The following is a 17,030-nucleotide window of genomic DNA, read 5'->3' on the forward strand; positions in this document are numbered from 1 at the left end:
CTCTCGACGTCACCGCGGCCCCGGGTTTTCTGCCGGTGACCGCGAGCGTCGCCCGGGCGCTCCCCGCGCCCACGAAGCCAGCAGCCCCAGCGCCGTCACCACGACGATGAGTCCCATCCCCCCAAAGCTCACCAGCCGGCCGGCCTGCTCGGCGGCGAGGGTGGAGGGCGGGAGCATCGCCAGCGCGAAGGCCACGATGGAGACCGGCAGCGCCAGGGAGGAAGGGGCCCTCAAGTTGAGCACGGCCCCCAGCTCGTGGGTCGCCGTGAAGTGGAAGGCGGAGAGCGTCGTGAAGACGGCCAGCACCCACAGCCCCACGAAAGGAGCGTCCATTCGCTCGATGATGATGCCGGGCAGGCGGATGGTCTTGACGATCTCGAGCACCGGCCACTGGAGCTCCGCCAGCTCGAACTGGCCGAAGACGGCGAGCGCCGCCTCGACCACTACCACGTAGATGCCTGTGGCGATGGCGACGGCCGAGAGGGCGGCGACGCGGGCCTGGCGGCGGTGCTTGCCGGCCGCGTAGGCCGCAGGGGTGGCGAGCCCGTACAGGAACAGGAGGGTATCGAAGCCCAGGTAGGAACCCACGACGTCCGGTGCGGCCGTCACCGAGCGACGCCAATCCTCTCCCAGGAGCGGGAAGAGGAGTTCAGCGCGTACGTTTTGCAGGGCCGGAGCCAGCACGACGATGGCCAGGAGCACCAGGGGCAGGAAGGTGAGCTCCTGGAGCCGGGCGAACGCCGCGATGGACTGGCGGGACTGGTAGGTCACGAGCGCGAGCATGACGACGATGGAGACCTCGATCGGGGTCTTCAGCAGGACCGCCGTGATGACGAACTCCCCGAACAGGCGGGCTACGAGCGCCACCGCCGCCAGCCGGTAGAGCGCCAGGGCGACGAGCGCCACCCTCCCGCCCACCGGCCCCATCAGCACGGGCAAATAGGCCGTGTGCGGCAGACCTGGCATCCGGTCGCCGAGCCCGGTGATCCCCGCGGTCACCAGCACCACGGCCGCCGCGGCCACCAGTACCGCGAGCCAGGCACCGGTGCCGGCATCACGCGCCAGCACCCGCGGCAAGCTCAACACCTCCACGCCCACCATGGCGTTGACCAGGACGGCAACGACCTGGAACGGGGTCAGGCTGCCCGGGCTCAAGGCCCCGGCCGGGTTGAGGCCGGAACGATCGGTGCTGATCGGCGCTCCCTCCAGGGCTTCCCTCCGGCTGGCGAACGTTGCTCCCGTTTCAGAGCATTCCCGTGCGACCCAGGGCTCACGCAGGACAACCTGGGAAGGGAACGACCGGAGGAAAGCCATGAGCGGCCTTGCCCTCTCGTCCAACTGGCCGATGCTGGCGCTGCTCGGCGGCGCCTGGATGCTGCTCGTCGATGCGCCGAGGTTGAGCCGTTCTCGGCTCGCGTACGACGCGCTCGTGGTCCGGGTGACGGGCTGGACGTTCCTGACGGCTGGTGCGGTGACATGGTTCCTCGTCAACCGGGGATGACGGGCGCGGAGGACGCCTCGCCCCGCACGGAACTGACGGACCTGATCCGGGCCGTCCAGAGGGAGTCCGGCCGCCAGATGCGGCTGCAAAAAGGTACCATCGGCCGCGTGGGGCGACAGGCGGCCCGGGTCCTCTCGCTCACCCACTCGCTGCGCCCGGAACCACTGGATCGGGTCTGCCCCAGCGTGGAGGAAAACCTCGACTACCTCAAGTGCACCCTGGGAGACAGCGACGACGTGGTCTTCCGCCGCTTCCGGGTAGGAGGGCGCAGCGGCTTGCAGGCCGCCCTCGTCTACCTGGACGGCCTGGTCGACCGGGCCAGCGTCAACCGCCACGTGCTCGAACCCGTCATGGTACGCCCCTCGACCATGGCGGTGCTCGATCGGCCGCTGGACGTCTCCTTCTACCGGCAGATCGTGCTCGACGCGCTCCTCTCGTCGTCGGAGGTGATGGTCTCCCCCTCCATGACCCGGGCGCTCGACCAGCTCCTGGCGGGCGAGGCCCTGTTGTTCTTGGAAGGCGTACCGGAGGCCCTCATCATCGGGGCACGGGGATGGGCAGACCGGGGGATCGAGGAACCCATCGGAGAAGCCGTCATCCGGGGCCCCCGGGACGGCTTCGGCGAAACCCTCCGGAAAAACACGGCGCTCATCCGCCGGCGCATCCGGGATCCGTCGCTGCGCGTGCAGTCGCTACGCGTCGGCCGGCGCAGCCGCACCGACGTCTGCATCGTCTATCTGGAGGGGGTGGCCAACAACCGGCTCGTGGGCGAACTCCAGGAACGGCTGCAGCAGATCGACGTCGACGCCGTCCTGGAGTCGGGCACCATCGAACAGCTGATCGAGTCGCATCCCTGGTCGCCCTTTCCGCAGCTCCAGACCACCGAACGTCCCGACCGGGTAGCCTCCGCGGTCCTGGAAGGGCGGGTCGCCGTCCTGGTGGACGGCACGCCCATGGCGCTCATCCTGCCCGCCACCTTCACGGTCTTCTACCAGACGCCGGAGGACTACTACGAGCGGTTCCTGGTGGCGACCCTGGTGCGCGGCATCCGGCTGCTGGCCTTGTTCGCCTCGCTCACGTTCACCGCGCTGTACGTGGCCCTGGTGGGCTTCCACGCCGAGATGCTCCCGACCAGTTTCGCCGTGGCGCTCGCAGGAGCCCGGGCCTCCGTGCCTTTCCCCGTCGCCGTCGACGCCCTCCTGCTGGAGGTCACCATGGAAGTGGTGCGCGAAGCCAGCGTACGTTTACCCCGGCCCATCGGCCCGACCATCGGCATCGTCGGCACCCTGGTGATCGGCCAGGCCCTCACCCAGGCCGGCATCGTGAGCCCGGTCCTGGTCATCGTCGTGGCGGCGACGACCATTGCCTCCTTTGCCCTCCCGAGCTACAGCGCCGCGATCGCGTACCGGATCCTCAAGTTCCCGGTGATCCTGGCGGCGGCGGTGCTCGGGTTGTACGGCATCATGGCCGTTCTCATCGTCATCCTCATCCACCTGAGCGCCATGGAGACCTTCGGCGTGCCGTACCTGGCGCCCGCGGCCCCGCTGCGCTTCTCGGATCTGAAGGATACGGTCGTGCGGAGCCCGCTTTGGGCCATGCGTCGCAGGCCGGAGATGCTCCAACCCAGGCAGGCGCACCGGATGGCCGAGCAGCTACCCCGCCACCAGCCGAGCCGTCCTGCCGTCGAAACAGAGCGGCAGGGCACGACACCCGGGCCGGTGCGACTACAGGACGGGCAGGGCCACGACGGAGGTGAACGCTAGGATGCCCCGGCACATCGGGGTCGTGGCCGGCGTCGCCTTGCTGGCCGTCCTGGCCGGCGGCTGCTGGGATCGCGAGGAGATCAACCAGCGCACCCTGGTGCTCGCCCTCGGCCTGGACCGGGGCCCCCGGCCCGGCATGTACACGGTGAGCGCCCAGATCGCCGTACCCGGGGGCATCCCTCTGGGGTTAGGAGGAGGGGCAACGGGTGCGGGCGGCCAGGCCAAGCCCCCGGCCATGGTGATAGCGTCCACCGGCCATACGGTCGAGGAGGCGCTGTTTCACCTGACCCGCCGCGTCGAGTGGCCGATGTTCCTCGGCCACCTCCGTCTGGTCGCCATTTCCGAGGAAATCGCCCGGCAGGGGGTCCGCCCGATCCTGGACACACTGCGTCGCGATCCGCAAGTGCGCCGCCTGGTGTGGTTGGTGGTCACGCAGGGGCAGGCTCGCCGGTTGCTCGAGGCCCGTTCCCCCTTGGAGCGGGTGGCGGTCTTCTTCGTCGCCAACATGCTCGAGACGCTCACCCGCGCCGGCAACATGGCGCGCATCGACCTGGGAGAGTTCGGGGTGCGGCTTGCCAATCCCGGCGAGGATCCCACGGCGCCCCTGCTGCGGGTCAGGGGAAGCGACGTGCAATGGCGTGGCATTGCGGTGTTTAGCGAGGACCGGATGGTGGGCACGCTGGATCCCAGGGAAACGCACCTCGCCCTGAGCCTCCGCTCGGGGGGCCCCGACCGCACGGAGATGGAGCTGATGGTGCAGGGCAGCCGGGTGCGGTTGCGCAACTTCAACCGGCAGACCCGTATCCGGCCGGTGCCCCAAAGGGGGCAGCCCCGCGTGTCGGTACGCGTGCAGTACGAAGCCAACGTGGCGGAGGTCGAAGGACCGCTCCAGATGTCCCGCCCTGAGGTGCTGCATCAGATCGAGCGGATCGCCGCGTCCGACCAGCGGGCACGGCTGCACCAGGCGCTGCGTCACCTTCAGCGGCTGGGAGCCGATCCCTTGGGCTACGGGGAGCAATTCCGTGCCTTCGCCCCGCAGGCATGGAAGCAGATCGAAGGGACGGACTACTTCCGCACCCTGCCCGTGGACATCCAGGTCCGCGTGGCCATTCGCCGGGTTGGGATGGTGCAGAAGTGAGCCTCACCAGGGAACAGCAGGACGAGATCCAGCGGATCGTGACCCAACAGATCAACGACGTGCTCAAGCGCCGGCTGCTGCGGGCGCCCGTGCAGCCCGTCACCCCTCAGCCCCTCGTTCCCCCGGGCGGCGGCGCCCGCCGCGAGGCGCAGCAGGGCGGCATCCTGGGACCGGCCGCTCCGGGCTCGGCCCCGGCCTCGACGAATCCCGGCGTCAACTGGTGGGCCGCGCCACAGGGCGCAGGGCAGCCGAGTGCGCAACAGCACGGCAGCGGCGATCCATCACAGCCCCAGAGTGCAGGCCCGGAGCAGCAGGCGGCCCCGGGTCCGGCCCAGCCCGGGCAGACCGGAGCACAGGGCCACGCCGTGGGCAGCGCGGCGGCGGCCTTCGACAACGCCTCTGCCGGCGCCGTGGCGGCGGCTGTGGCACAGGCGCTCGTCGAGGCTCAGACCACGCTGACCATGCAGCTCAAGGCGACCCTCGTGCGCCTCAAGGACGTCGTGACGGAGGCCCAGGAACTCTCCCGGCGGATGGAACGCCTGCTCGGCGAGGCCCCCGCCTCCGACGAACCCTCCGGCTGACCCTGGGCCGGCGGGGAACGCGCCCGCCGGCACCGCGGGCGGCCTCTCAGAGCGTGATACCGGTCGATGGGCTCACCCACTCGCCCCTTCTCTGCGCCTCCACCGAAAGGGAAGCCGTCCCGCCACGACTCCCGGTAGCCACGAGTACCCCAGCTTCCAGGCGACCAGGCCGCACCCCGCGGCCAGCAGCACCGCTCCCGCGGTCGCCCACCCCCCGTCGGCCCGGGCAATCCCGTATTCCATGAGGACGACCCCGGCGTTGGTGAGCCAGAAGGCGAGGCGGCCCGGCCGCGGCGCGTAGAGGTCGGGCAGCCGGGAGATCTGCAGTACGTCCGGGATGAAGGCCCTGTAATACCACATGAGGAACGGGGTCACCTTGTACAGTTGCCCCAGGATAGCCTGCACCACCCACCCGGCCAGGAACAGCGCCGCCGCCAGCACCCCAAGCCGTTCCCCGTGCTCTGGGCCCACGAGTCCCGCGGCCCATCCCAGGCCCATGGTGGCCAGCACCAGCGTGTAGCCCATCACGGCCCACCAGTGCGACACGTTGAGGTCAGGTGCCCGGCGCCGGCGGTGCTGCAAGAGCCGGGCAAGCTCCCACACGTACAGGGCGCCCGCCGGGGCGATCAGTGCGGCCGCCAGACGCAGCGCCCACCCGCAGCGACCCAGGGCGCCCGCTACGGCGAGGAGGACCGCCCCGGTCACCAGGGCCACGACGGCAACCCCCCGCGGCTGGCTTGCGATGCGGGCGCCGTGCACGATGGGCACGAGGCGATACGACACCCCCACCACCATCAGGGCGAACCATCCCCCCAGGCCCAGGGCGAGGTGGACGACCAGACCTCGGTGCCCCGCCCACAGCCCGGGCCACAACGGGTAACGCATGGAAAGCGCCAGCACGAGCCCCCACGTGGTCACCAGCCCGAAGTTCACCGTCGCCAGCGCCATGGCCAGGGCGTGCACCCACTGCGGCCGGCCCTGGCGGGAGCCCGTTGGTCCGGTGCGGCGGCGGAGCCGCCCGGCCGTGCGGAGCATGATCGCCACGTACACCCAGGCGGCCGCCGTGACCAGGCTTCCACCCCAGGCCAGGAGGACCAGGGAGCCGTACCAGAAGCCGGCGACGAGGGAGCCGGTGCCGGCGAGGTAGATCCCGAGTTGCCACGGGATGACCCGTTCTCCCCACAACCGGGCGCCGAGGAGGGCCGACGACATCTGGTACGCCGCGCCGACGATGGCGGTCGAGCCGACCCCCAGAGTGAGCGAGTGCACGGCCGCAAACACGCGGGTGGTCATGTGGAGGCCTCCGGCGAGACGTCCGGCCACGAGCACCAGGAGCAGCGCCGCCACGGGTAGTCCCACGGCCACGGCGAGCCACACCCACGCTTCGCCCACGGTCATGACCAGCGGACCGCCGCCCGTTCCCGCCAGCGCAGGCTCGGCTTCCTCCCTGGGCTCGAATTCTGGTCCGGATCTACCTGTCAGCAGAGATCACCGGAAAGAGCATACGCCATCGTGTGCAAAAAAGGGGCGGCTCCCACCGCCCCTCACGCCACGCGTGACCCGGCGCCTCATCTTGGGCGAAGCGCGCTGGCCGGCAGGAGCCGCCTGGTGAGGCCCGCCGCTCGTTACTGCCCGGGAGCCGAAGGAGCGGCGGGCGGGCTCTGGGGAGCTTCCGGGGAAGCCGGAGCGCTGGGTGCGCCGCCACCCTGCGGAGCCTGCGCGCCCGGCGCCGTCGTCGACGGCGACGCGCCTCCCTCGGGGCTCTGGCTGGCAGGCTGTCCCCCACCGCAAGCGGTCACGACGACCGCCAGCACCAGCATCATCACGGCTATCGCCGCAAGCCGCCGGCGCCTGGTGGATTCGAGACGCATTGGCCATCTCACCCCGCTCTCGCATCAGCCTCATGCTCACCTTAAGTCCCGCTCTCGACCCGTACCATGCCGGCCGCGTGGAACCTTCGTGGAAGCCCGAGGACGTCCATGGACCCGCGCGGCACCGCGCGACGACCTCGCCTCCACATGGCCTCCTCGCAACTTCCCCGGGGCGCGCATGGCGCCGGTACCGGGCCGCCGGGTATGGTGAGGGTGCCGGCCGGCCAAGCCCCGGCCAAGTCCCGGTGGAGAGAAGCTCGCAGCGTAAACCGGCGCTGCAAGAAGATACTCGAGGGGGTTGCGAGTCGAGATGAACGTACGCCGTAGCGGCCCGCGGTGGATGCGGTGGTTGGTGACGGGGATGGCCCTCAGCCTGATGGCGCTGCCCGCGGTACACGCCCAGCAGCCGCCTCCGTCCGGCCCCGCGCCCCAGGTCCCGGCTGAGCCTTCGCAGCCATCCCCGGCAGATCCCAGGGCCAGCGCCGTGGACCAGCTGAAAGTCGCCCTCGACCAGGTATCGGAAGAGAACATCAGCGGGAAATCCGACCGGGAACTGGGCCAGGTAGCCCAGAGCGTCGTCAACGTCCTCGAAGGATCTAGCGGCGAACACTTCAACGCCGAGGTGGCCAACCCCGGCGACGGCACCGGCGCGATCGTCTACCTGGAGCAGGTAACGGGCCGCAAGGCCAGCGATTTCCCGGAGGATCAGCTGGAAAGCATGGCGACCTCCAGCGACCATCCTCCCGAGGTACAGGCGCTCGTGCACGTGTTGATGGCCGACTCGCTGCTGACCGGGGCGCCGGTGACTGCAGATACCGTCCTGCTGGCCGCGGACCACCTCAACGAGGCGCTCGGCCTCCTGGAAAGCGGGGCAACTACCGCCCCGGGCGCGAGCGGATCCGGCTCGAGCAGCACGGGATCCGGGGGCAGCGGCTGAGGTCGCCCGAATCGCAAAGGGCTTGCGCATGCGGTGAACGTGCGAAGACTTTTCGCCGCACACGCCCTCCCAGGCCGGCGCACGGGAACCCCGACGGGTTCCCGTGCGCTATTTTCCGCGCGCCGCACGAGCCGGCTCCGTAGCCGCTTCCTGGTCTCCATCACGGGTTTCGCCGTCGTCATCGGCCTGGTGCTTGGGGCGGTCACGACCTACGTGGCGTCCCACCAGCTGCGCGTGCAGCTGGAGCGCCAGGGCGAGATCATGGTGGCGCAGCTCGCCCGTGACACGCTCAAAGATCAGGAAGAGCCGGATCCCGACACCCGCCGCATCCGCATGCAGGTGCTCACCTACCGCCTGGCCGCCGACGCGGGCTACGCGCAGGTGGTGCTGGCGGGGCGGGTCATCTCGGAGTTCGTCGGCCAGGACCTATCCCGGCTCCCCGACCCTCCCTTCCCCGTGCGCGGGCTCACCATCCATGACGTGACCGTGGGCACCAACGGCCGCGTTTACCGGTTCCTGGACTTCGTCCAGGCGCTGCCGGACCCACAGGCCCCGGAGGTGCCCCCGGGTTCGTCGGGGCCGAGTTACGTCCGAGTGGGCGTCCCCGTTGCCCCCATCGAGCAGTTCGCCGGGCGCCTGGTCGCAGTCATGGGCGCGGTCGTCCTCCTCTTCGCCTTGGGCGGAGGAGCGGTCGCCCTGGCCCTCTATCGGGGCGTGCTCGGGCCCCTCGACCGGCTGGTCGTCGCCGTGGAAAAGCTCCGGGCCGGCGACCTGGGGGCTCGCGCCCAGGTGAGAAGCGGCGACGAACTGCAGCTGGTGGCCGATGAGTTCAACCGGATGGCCGAGGCGCTGGCGGCCCGAGACCGGCGGCTGCAGCGGATGAACCGGGACCTGGCCGAGGCCAACGAGGCCAAGTCGCAGTTCCTGGCGATCATGGGGCATGAGTGGAAGACGCCGCTGCACAGCATTCGCGGGTACTGCCAGCTGCTGCTCGAAAGGCTCGACGGTCCTCTCAACCCGGAGCAGGTGCAGGACGTCGAGACCATCCTCGAAGCGGCCACGCACCTCATGGACCTGGTGGACAACCTGCTCCACTTCAACGCCGCGGCAGAAGAGACAGAGGTAACCCGGCCGGAACCCGTCGATCTGGCCACCCTCACCCGCCAGGCGTGGAACCACCTGCGGCCGTTCACGAGGGCGAAGCAGCTGGAGTTTGCCTTCGAAGTGCCCCAGCCGCTGGTGGTCATGGGCAATCCGCTCCAGGTCCGCCAGGTCATCATCAACCTGCTCGGCAACGCGGTGAAGTACACCCCGGCCGGGCGCATCACCGTCCGCGGCGGTCATCACCAGGGCACTCGCCCCGAGGTCGTCTGGCAGGTGGAGGATACTGGCATCGGCATCGACCCGGCTCAGCAGCCGCACATCTTCGAACCCTTTCATCGAGGAGGGGGGCGCAAGCCAGGGGTCGAGGGCCTGGGCCTGGGTCTGACCGTCGTGCGGCGGTTCGTCGAGGCGCACGGAGGGCGCATCGAGGTGCACAGCCGCCCCGGGGAGGGGAGCCGGTTCACCGTCTACTGGCCGGCGCCTGCCTCGGAGGAGGTGTGGGACGAGCGTGACGCGCATCTTGCTGGCCGAGGACGACGAGAGCTCGGCGCGCCTGTTGGAGAAGTACCTGACGGCCAGGGGTTACCGGGTGGTGCGGGCCGAGGACGGCCGGATGGCCTTGCAGCGCTTTCTCGAAGTGGAACCCGACCTGGTCCTCCTCGACGTGCGGATGCCGGAGATGGACGGCTGGACGGTGCTGAGTGAGATCCGGTCGTTGAGCAACGTGCCCATCATCATGGTGACCGTGCACAACCAGACGACCGACAAGGTGCGCGGGCTCACGGGCGGGGCGGACGACTACGTCACCAAGCCGTTCGACCTGCCGGAGCTCGCCGCCCGTATCGAGGCGGTCATCCGCCGCCACCAGGGTGCCCCGCAGCCGGCCGGTGCCGCCGCAGGCGGGAGCACGGCAGCAGCCGGCGGGGCGGGGTCGCCCGCCGCGCTCCAGGAGGCGACCCCGGCGGCCGCCACGGAGGAGCGCCGGTGGCAGGCCGGCTCCCTCGTGGTCGACGACCGGCGCAAGGAGGTCTGGGTGCGCGGGCGGCGGCTCCATCTCTCCCGCAAGGAGTACGAGGTGCTCTCCCTGCTCGTGCAGGAGCCCGGGCGCGTCTACTCGACCGAGGAGATCGTGCAGCGGGCGTGGCCCGAGCGGAGCGACGCCACGGCCGAAGACGTGAAGAAGTACGTCTACTTGCTGCGGAGCAAGATCGAGGCCCACCCCGAGCGGCCGGTCATCATCGAAACCGTACGGGGCTTCGGCTACCGAGTGGCACCCGATACCGCTCCGGACCCGCCACCGGCGTCTGGCGAAGCTCCCGGGGGGCCAGCTCCAGACCGCGCGGACGAGCAGGCCACGGACAGCGCCAGGCGTTGAACACCGGTCGTTCACCAGGGCCGGCCTGCGCTCGCCCGCAACCGGGAGATAGGGAGAGTACGCAGGTGAGGGCCGCGGCCCCGGAGGGCAAGCGCGGCCACGACCCGAAGCAGCGCCGCTCCCACCATGACGACCGGGATCCCCAGCGCCCCGGCGCACCAGCTGCCCAGGATGGGCCCGGCGGCCGCCGCCACCCCCGCCCCCGCGTTGAAGACGGAGACGAAGGTCGGCCGCCCTTCGTCGGGCGTCCACTCCAGCAACAGGTTGAACGCGGCCAGGTTGTATCCGGACCAGGCGATGCCTGCCAGGAAGTTGAGCGGAACCAGCCACTGCGGGTGCGGGAGCGCCGGCCACAACGCCGCCAGCACGGAGGTAGCCACCCCCGAACTCACGAGCACGGGGAGATGGCCGCGGCTGTCGGACAACCTGCCCCACCACCGCTGCAGGACGATGAGTCCGATGTAAGTCGCGGCGTTGGCCATCCCCCAGAGCGACCGCGAGCCCTCGAGATGGTCGGTGAAGTAGATCGGGTACAGCGACCCGGGCACGAACGTGGCGAGCGTCCATACCCAGAAAAAGAGCGTGTACCGGCGAAAGCTGCCCGGCCAGCGAGAAGGGCGCAGGCCTCGCTCCACCACGCCCCGCCAGGCGAAAGCCGCGGCGGCCGAGACGGCGTCCGGGCCAACCGGGACCCGCACGGGCAGGATGGAGAGGTGGGCCATCACCCCGAGGACGAGCGCCAGGCCGAAGGCACCCGCGTACCCCACCGTCCCCGGCGCCCCGTCGACGATCAGGCCGCCGGCGAGCGAGGCCAGGAACGACGCGAGGTTGATGCCCAGGTTGCGGGCGCCGAAGTAGCGGCCGCGCCAGCTCGGGTCGGTCAGATCCGCCATGATGCCGGTCCACGCGGGGGCGGCCACGGCCGAGGCCGTCCCCCGCAGGGCGCTCAACACCACCAGGAGCTCGACCGCTGCCTCCTGGGGGAGAGGGAGGACGGGCAGCAGGACGAGGGGAACCCAAAGGGCCCGCATGAGGCCGCTGCCCCACAGCCAGACCCGCTTGCGCGAGGCGGGGTGCTCCCCGAGCGGAGCGAAGACCAGCTGGAGGGCGTTGGCCGTGAGCAGCGGGAGCCCGACCACCAGGCTCACCTGCAGCGGGGTGGCCCCGAGGTCGATGGCCAGCAACGGCAGGTAGACCGCGGCCAGGGTCTCGCTGGCCATGGTGAGGGAAGCCTCGGCCGCGCCAAACAGCAGCGACCGAAGGTCGGGCGCGACGGGGCGACCGGGATGAGAGTCCATCATGGCCTCTACCGGCGGCATCGTATCGCCTGGTGCCCCGGCGGTCAATGACGATTCGACCGGAGAGGAGCGTGGGTGCGTGTACGATGCGATCCCGCTCGACGAGATCCGGGCCCGCCAGGAGGCGATCCGGGCGAGCTTCGGGCAACGAGGTCTCGACGCCATCCTGGTCGTCGGGCGTTCGTTCTACGACCGGGTGGGGGACCTCGCCTACGTGAGCAACCACTTCCCTCCGTTCCCGGCCACGGTCTTCGCCGGAGGACAGCGCGGGCTGGGGCACGCCCTGCTGCTGATCCCCGCCTCCGGGCCCTCGGCGCTCCTGCTGGACGGGTGGGCCTATCGCCGGGAGATGGTGGCCGCCGACGAGGTGGAGGCGTCGCCGGATCTCCCCGCGCTGCTGGTGGCCGTGTTGAAGCGACGGGGCCTGGGCGGCGCTCGGGTCGGCCTCGTGGGGGAGGACATCCTGCCGCTCGCCATGGCGCGGGCGTTGGGAGACGCTTTGCCGGCACTCGAGCTCCGTCGTGCCGACGAGGTCGTGCGCGCCATGCGGCGCATCAAGAGCCCGGCCGAGCAATCCCTCCTGCGGCGGGCCGCTGACATCGCCGGCAGCGGGTTGGACGCGGCGGTCGGGGCGCTGCGCGGCGCCGGGGCGGGCCAGGCGGAGCAGCTCACCGAGCGCGCCGTGTGCGCGGAAGGGATCGCCCGGGCCATGCGGGAGGGGGCCGACTTCGTGCGCTACCTGCGGGTGCACGCGGGATCGTGGAGCGCGGTCGGGTCCCGATGGCCACAGGCCACCGAGCGGCCGATCGCGCCGGGCGAGGTGGTGACGCTCGACATCATCGGCGCCTACCAGGGGTACCAGTTCGACGTGCTGCGCACGACGGTGGCGGGCCCCCCGGACGTCCGGCCCGCTCCCGCGCACCGGCGGCTGCTGGAGGCGGTGCTCGAGGCGGCGCGGCGGGCCGTGGCAGCGTGCCGGCCCGGCACGCCGTGCAGGGACGTGGTGCAGGCCGCCAACGGCTACCTGGAGGCGCAGGGGTACGGCCCGTTCGCCCGCACGTTCATGGGCCACGGCATCGGGCTCGAGACCGTGGAGGAGCCGTACTTGACTCCGGACGATCCGACGCCGCTCGCGCCGGGCATGGTGCTTTGCGTCGAGCCGGGCGTCTACGTGCCGGATGGGCAGGCGGCGCCAGGCGGACCGCCCGGTCCGGTGGGGGCGTCGATCGAAGAGGAGGTGCTCGTGACCGAAGGCGATCCCGAGGTTCTCACCCGCTTCCCGGCGCAGCTCTGGGAGTGAGCGTGGGAGCAGGATCGTGCGCGGGCCCTCCGCGCGACGCCCGACGGCTGGGCCGGGCCCCATGAGGCTTGCTCCGGGAGCGCGAAGCTCGTAGAATGAGGTCGTCGCCCGGCGCGACGGATCAGTTCGACAGGCGATGGAGCTCGCCAGCATGGCTGCGCACGGGGCGCGTGAGGGCGTGCGCAGATGATGGCTCCTACCTCGGGACGGGGTAGGAGCCTTTTTCGTGAGTGCCCGGAGGCAAGGGGGCCTTGGAGTGGGAAGCGGCCCAAGTCACGTGCTGCAAGCTGCCTGGCAGGAGGCTGTCGCCCGCCCGGGCTGCCCGATCTGCAACCTCGTCGAGGGCCATGTGCGCCGCCATTTCGACGCGATCTTGTGGGAACTGGTCAACGACCCCGGCGTGCGCCGCTCGCTGCGGCGATCCCTCGGCCTTTGCCCCCGGCACCTGTGGCAGCTCGACGCGGTCAACCGCACCGTGACCCACGACATGCTGGGCGAGGCCATCTTGCTGCATGACGTCCTCGAGGCGCTGGGCGACCACCTCCAGGCGGGCAGGCACCGGCCACATCCTCCTCTCGACGCCGTGAAGCGAGCGTGGCAGTCCTGCCCCGCCTGCCGGCTCGTGCACGAGGTCGAACGCGACTACCTGGACCTCGTGGTCGCCTCCCTTCGCCGCAACGACGATGCCCCGCTTCCCATCCTTTGCCCGGACCATCTCGCTCTCGCCCCCGATCGGGGCGGGGCGTTCCGGGTCCGCCTCCGGGCTGCTCTCGCCGGCGCCGGCCCCGGGCTCACCGTCCCCCTCGGAGCGCGCCGTGGTGCGGTCGCCAGCATGGCGGAAGACGGCCGGACTGCGTGTCCGGTCTGCCAGGTGTCGTTCGAGGCGGCCGAGCGGCGCATCGCAGAAGGGCCCGACGGGCAGCCCGGCGTACTGTGCCGGGCACATCGCCGGATGGCTGCGTCCCGGCCTGCGGTCGCCGGCCGGTGGGATCGGGCAGGCCAGGTCTGGATCGAAACGACGGGGGGCGCCCCCGCAGCGCCCGCTCCATGCCCCGCCTGCCATGCAGCCCGCGACGCCGAAGCGGCCGCCTCTCACGCTGCCCTGCCGCGTGCCCCCGGGCCGCCGACAGCGAGCTCCTGGTGCCTGCCTCACCTGGTAGAGCACGACCAGGACCACCACGCGGAGGTGCCATGGGATGCAGCGCCGGCCCATGCCCGTGAGCTCGAGCGGGCGCTCGCCGGATTCATCGCCAAGCAGGACTGGCGAAACACGGAGCCCCTCACGCCGGCCGAACGCACGGCCGTCCGGGACACCGTCGAATGGCTCGCAGGCTTCCACGTGGCGGGCCACGGGTGATGGCCTTCCGCCGGCGGCACGACCCATCACGGAGAGGAACGTTTCCCGGCGTATGATGCTGCGCTACCTGCTCGTCGTGCTCGGCGGGGCGGCAGGAGCCGCCACCCGATACGCCCTCGGCGGATGGCTGGCCGACCGGTGGGGCGCCGCCTTTCCGTGGAGCACCCTGGTGATCAACCTGTCGGGGAGTCTCCTGCTCGGGTTCATCGGGACGCTCGCGGTAGAGCGACTGGTCGTGCCGCCCGAGTCGGTGACGTTGCTCGGCGTGGGGTTCATCGGGGCGTACACCACGTTCTCCACCTGGCAGTACGAGACGTTCCGCCTGCTGGAGAACGGGAGTTGGCCGCTCGCCCTCGTCAACCTCTTCGTGAGCTCGGTGCTAGGGCTTGCCAGCGTGGCCCTGGGCGTCGTGCTCGGCCGCCTGCTCTGACGAAGCGCGGCCCGACGAAGGGCGGTACAGCAGCACCTGCACGCGTTCCAGGGTGACCAGTCCCTCCCGCACCATCTGCCGGACGTGCGGCAAGAAGGCCCCGATCCGCTCCTCCGTGTCGGCGACCTCCACGATGACGGGGAGGTCCTCGGACAGCCGCAAGAGACGGGCACTGTGGATGCGGCTGTGCGCCCCGAATCCCGCCACGCCCCGGATCACGGTGGCGCCCGCCAGGCCCATCTGGCGCGCCCGCATCATCAGGGCATGATACAGGGGCTCGCCTTCCCAGCGGTCGCTGTCCCCGACGTAGATCCGCAACAACGCGCCCTGCACGGCCTCGTCCATGCCCGCTCCCTCTCTTCGGAGACCGGCCCTCAGGAGCCTGCTCATCGCTTGCCTACAGCCTATCCAGCCACGTGACGATGGCGTCGATGACCGCCGGGTCCACATGGGAGGGGACCGCGTACTCCTCGGGCGACGAGGGGCCTTCCCCGGGCATCATGAGGTGGTTGAGCGCGGCGAAGCGCCGGAAGCTGACTCCGGGCCGGCCCGCCAGTCCCTCTTCCCACATGCGCCAATCGGTCTCGGGTACCTGGTAGTCTCGCCCGCCCGACAGCAATAGCATCGGCACCGACAGCCGCGAGGCGACGGGCAACGGCGCGAGGTCGTGCAGCGCGTAGAAGTACCGGGCGGGGGCCCCCATCACGTTCGTGTCCAGCGGCACCGGCTCGCCATGCCCTCCCAGCCGCTGCGCCAGTGCCTTCGCCTCGTCGATCCGGTGCTGCTCCTCGGGCGTCACCTGCCCGTCAAGCCGCGCCAGGTAGAGCAGCTGCTCCGGCACGAGCTGCTCCAGGGGGCGCGCGTTGGCGGCCATCAGGACGAGGCCCTTCACCAGGCCGTGGGAGCGCTCGGCGATCGCCGGAGCCAGCATCCCGCCGAGGCTATGCCCGAGCACGACCACGCCCCTGACCCCCTCTTGACGGGAGGCCCAGCGCACCGCTTCGAGCGCATCCTCGAGGACCTCGCCGTCGGGCGTCGACGCCGCCTCGAGGAGAGCCGGATCCTGGCGCAGGCGCTCGTCCTGGCGGATCACGTAGGTGCGCTTGTCGTATCGAAGCACCGCGACGCCCCGGGTCGCCAACCCCTCCGCCAGATCCCGGAACGGCTTGTTGGCCGCCACGGTCTCGTCCCTGTCCTGCGGGCCCGAACCGTGGACGAGCACCACGGCCCAGTACCTGCCCGTACCCTTCGGCACCGTGAACGTCCCCGGCAGCTTCACCCCGGCGGTGTCCAGCACGACCGGCCGCTCCTCGAAACGAGAGCGATCAGCGTACGGGGCCGGGACGTACCCGGACGGGCGCGCAGGCCCGGCCTGTTGCGGCGGGGGGCCGAAGAGGAATCCGAGGAGCTGGCCCTTCTCGTCGATGGTCACGTAAAGCCATGCCGGGCCCTTGTCGTAGCGCAGAGGGAGCACTACCTGCACCCCCTGCGGGGCGCTTCGCACCTGAGCCTCGCCCACCTCCTGCAGCCGCCCCAGTTGGGCCGCGATGGCCCGTCCCGACGCTTCGAGCTGCTGCAGCCCGACCATGGATCGCACTTCCGGGGCGAAGCGCTCCCGTAGTTCCGCCCACCTGCCGCCGGTGAACAGCTGCAGGACCTCCCGGGCGACCCGCTCCGGGGACGGCGACGCCGGTGCCGCCAGGGCCCCGGCCGCGACCGCGACCAGGACCACCCCGGACAGCAACATCCCGAGCCGCCCGGTCCTGCTCCAGCTCCTGCCAACCACCGGTGGCGCACCTGCCTTCAGCCGTTCCCTTCGCCCCGGCGCGTGGCGCTCCTGCCCGGCCCCATGTACGCCGCGGGCGCCGGCCAACCTTTCGCGCCCGGCGCCCAGGATCTCCGGCCCCGTCCGTGGAATGCTACGCCCGGCCAAGGGGGCGAGGGTCGGCGTCGAGACGCGTGGCCGGCAGGCCCCATACGGCTCCCGACTGGCTATAATGAGGCGGATACGGGAGGAGAGGTTGCTGAAGAGCCATGGCGTTCGTCATCACGGAGCCCTGCATCGACACCAAGGACACGGCGTGCGTCGAGGTCTGCCCCGTCGACTGCATCCACCCGGGTAAGTCCGAGGGCCAGTACGGCGAAGTGCAGCAGCTCTACATCGACCCCGACGAGTGCATCGACTGCGGCGCCTGCGAGCCGGCCTGCCCGGTGGAGGCCATCTTCCCCGAGGACGAGGTGCCCGAGAAGTGGAAGGCGTTCATCGAGAAGAACGCCGACTGGTACAAGCTTTCGGCCGAGGAGTTCGAGTCCAAGTGGGGGTCACCGGGCAAGAAGGGCTGATGGCCGTACGTCAGACCCGATTGCGAGTCTGA

General features: G+C 70.9%; 15 protein-coding genes and 1 pseudogene. 11 read left to right on the plus strand and 5 right to left on the minus strand.

The features are described 5' to 3' along the window. Positions 1-9: 9 nt before the first annotated feature. The gene (locus U7230_RS08290) at positions 10-1,314 is read right to left on the minus strand and encodes a GerAB/ArcD/ProY family transporter (RefSeq protein ID WP_324715379.1); all 1,305 of its coding nucleotides are present in this window, start codon (positions 1,312-1,314) and stop codon (positions 10-12) included. Here U7230_RS08290 and U7230_RS08295 point away from each other — a divergent pair. The 4 genes from U7230_RS08295 to U7230_RS08310 are packed head-to-tail and all read left to right on the plus strand — an operon-like array spanning position 1,313 to position 4,983. Beyond that, positions 1,313-1,501, plus strand: coding sequence for a hypothetical protein (locus U7230_RS08295; RefSeq protein WP_324715380.1), 189 nt, complete (start codon positions 1,313-1,315; stop codon positions 1,499-1,501). The genes U7230_RS08290 and U7230_RS08295 overlap by 2 nt on opposite strands. After that, on the plus strand, positions 1,477-3,264 hold the full coding sequence (locus U7230_RS08300; protein ID WP_324715381.1) for a spore germination protein: 1,788 nt from the start codon (positions 1,477-1,479) through the stop codon (positions 3,262-3,264). The genes U7230_RS08295 and U7230_RS08300 overlap by 25 nt, the downstream gene beginning before the upstream one ends. Further along, on the plus strand, positions 3,254-4,402 hold the full coding sequence (locus U7230_RS08305; RefSeq protein WP_324715382.1) for a Ger(x)C family spore germination protein: 1,149 nt from the start codon (positions 3,254-3,256) through the stop codon (positions 4,400-4,402). Before U7230_RS08300 ends, U7230_RS08305 begins: the two co-directional genes overlap by 11 nt. Beyond that, positions 4,399-4,983, plus strand: a complete 585-nt coding sequence (locus U7230_RS08310; protein WP_324715383.1) for a hypothetical protein — start codon at positions 4,399-4,401, stop codon at positions 4,981-4,983. Before U7230_RS08305 ends, U7230_RS08310 begins: the two co-directional genes overlap by 4 nt. A 72-nt stretch (positions 4,984-5,055) precedes the next feature. Here U7230_RS08310 and U7230_RS08315 read toward each other — a convergent pair whose 3' ends face one another. Then, a complete protein-coding gene (locus U7230_RS08315) occupies positions 5,056-6,381 on the minus strand; it encodes a hypothetical protein (protein WP_324715384.1) in 1,326 nt (441 codons plus the stop codon). Between the two features lie 783 nt (positions 6,382-7,164). Here U7230_RS08315 and U7230_RS08320 point away from each other — a divergent pair. The 3 genes and pseudogenes from U7230_RS08320 (at position 7,165) to U7230_RS08330 (ending at position 10,270) form a co-directional block, all read left to right on the plus strand. Continuing rightward, a complete protein-coding gene (locus U7230_RS08320; RefSeq protein WP_324715385.1) occupies positions 7,165-7,791 on the plus strand; it encodes a hypothetical protein in 627 nt (208 codons plus the stop codon). Positions 7,792-8,439: 648 nt separating this feature from the next. After that, positions 8,440-9,366 (plus strand): annotated as a pseudogene (locus tag U7230_RS08325) (sensor histidine kinase); the annotation flags it as partial. A gap of 37 nt (positions 9,367-9,403) precedes the next feature. Next, positions 9,404-10,270, plus strand: coding sequence for a response regulator transcription factor (locus U7230_RS08330; RefSeq protein ID WP_324715386.1), 867 nt, complete (start codon positions 9,404-9,406; stop codon positions 10,268-10,270). A gap of 11 nt (positions 10,271-10,281) precedes the next feature. On the opposite strand, the gene U7230_RS08335 is transcribed toward U7230_RS08330, so the two are convergent. Then, positions 10,282-11,589: an MFS transporter gene (locus U7230_RS08335; RefSeq protein ID WP_324715387.1), complete on the minus strand. Its 1,308-nt coding sequence runs from the start codon at positions 11,587-11,589 to the stop codon at positions 10,282-10,284. A gap of 58 nt (positions 11,590-11,647) precedes the next feature. Here U7230_RS08335 and U7230_RS08340 point away from each other — a divergent pair, with 58 nt between their 5' ends. From U7230_RS08340 to crcB, 3 genes are all read left to right on the plus strand, one after another. Beyond that, positions 11,648-12,868 (plus strand): M24 family metallopeptidase, encoded by a 1,221-nt coding sequence (locus U7230_RS08340; RefSeq protein WP_324715388.1) that lies wholly within the window; start codon positions 11,648-11,650, stop codon positions 12,866-12,868. Positions 12,869-13,124: 256 nt separating this feature from the next. After that, on the plus strand, positions 13,125-14,225 hold the full coding sequence (locus U7230_RS08345) for a hypothetical protein (protein WP_324715389.1): 1,101 nt from the start codon (positions 13,125-13,127) through the stop codon (positions 14,223-14,225). 52 nt (positions 14,226-14,277) lie between these two features. Further along, positions 14,278-14,655 carry a fluoride efflux transporter CrcB gene (crcB, locus tag U7230_RS08350; RefSeq protein WP_324715390.1) on the plus strand — a complete coding sequence of 126 codons (378 nt, stop codon included), beginning with the start codon at positions 14,278-14,280 and terminating at the stop codon, positions 14,653-14,655. Here crcB and U7230_RS08355 read toward each other — a convergent pair. Both U7230_RS08355 and U7230_RS08360 read right to left on the minus strand, forming a co-directional pair. After that, on the minus strand, positions 14,605-15,000 hold the full coding sequence (locus U7230_RS08355; RefSeq protein ID WP_324715391.1) for a DUF190 domain-containing protein: 396 nt from the start codon (positions 14,998-15,000) through the stop codon (positions 14,605-14,607). The two genes, crcB and U7230_RS08355, sit on opposite strands and share 51 nt — an antisense overlap. Before the next feature lie 52 nt (positions 15,001-15,052). Further along, a complete protein-coding gene (locus tag U7230_RS08360) occupies positions 15,053-16,441 on the minus strand; it encodes an alpha/beta hydrolase (RefSeq protein ID WP_324715392.1) in 1,389 nt (462 codons plus the stop codon). Positions 16,442-16,689: 248 nt separating this feature from the next. Here U7230_RS08360 and U7230_RS08365 point away from each other — a divergent pair, with 248 nt between their 5' ends. Further along, positions 16,690-16,998, plus strand: a complete 309-nt coding sequence (locus U7230_RS08365) for a 4Fe-4S dicluster domain-containing protein (RefSeq protein ID WP_324715393.1) — start codon at positions 16,690-16,692, stop codon at positions 16,996-16,998. The last annotated feature ends 32 nt before the right edge of the window (positions 16,999-17,030 follow it).

The organism is Limnochorda sp. L945t (assembly GCF_035593305.1).
GTDB lineage: Bacteria > Bacillota > Limnochordia > Limnochordales > Geochordaceae > Carboxydichorda > Carboxydichorda subterranea.

Excerpts from the sequence above, each read along its gene's own strand:
- U7230_RS08295 (WP_324715380.1), top strand. The coding sequence starts at position 1,313 with ATGAGCGGCCTTGCCCTCTCGTCCAACTGGCCGATGCTGGCGCTGCTC.
- U7230_RS08290 (WP_324715379.1), bottom strand. The coding sequence starts at position 1,314 with ATGGCTTTCCTCCGGTCGTTCCCTTCCCAGGTTGTCCTGCGTGAGCCC.
- U7230_RS08300 (WP_324715381.1), top strand. The coding sequence starts at position 1,477 with ATGGTTCCTCGTCAACCGGGGATGACGGGCGCGGAGGACGCCTCGCCC.
- U7230_RS08315 (WP_324715384.1), bottom strand. The coding sequence starts at position 6,381 with ATGACCGTGGGCGAAGCGTGGGTGTGGCTCGCCGTGGCCGTGGGACTA.
- U7230_RS08320 (WP_324715385.1), top strand. The coding sequence starts at position 7,165 with ATGAACGTACGCCGTAGCGGCCCGCGGTGGATGCGGTGGTTGGTGACG.
- U7230_RS08335 (WP_324715387.1), bottom strand. The coding sequence starts at position 11,589 with ATGCCGCCGGTAGAGGCCATGATGGACTCTCATCCCGGTCGCCCCGTC.
- crcB (WP_324715390.1), top strand. The coding sequence starts at position 14,278 with ATGATGCTGCGCTACCTGCTCGTCGTGCTCGGCGGGGCGGCAGGAGCC.
- U7230_RS08355 (WP_324715391.1), bottom strand. The coding sequence starts at position 15,000 with ATGGACGAGGCCGTGCAGGGCGCGTTGTTGCGGATCTACGTCGGGGAC.
- U7230_RS08365 (WP_324715393.1), top strand. The coding sequence starts at position 16,690 with ATGGCGTTCGTCATCACGGAGCCCTGCATCGACACCAAGGACACGGCG.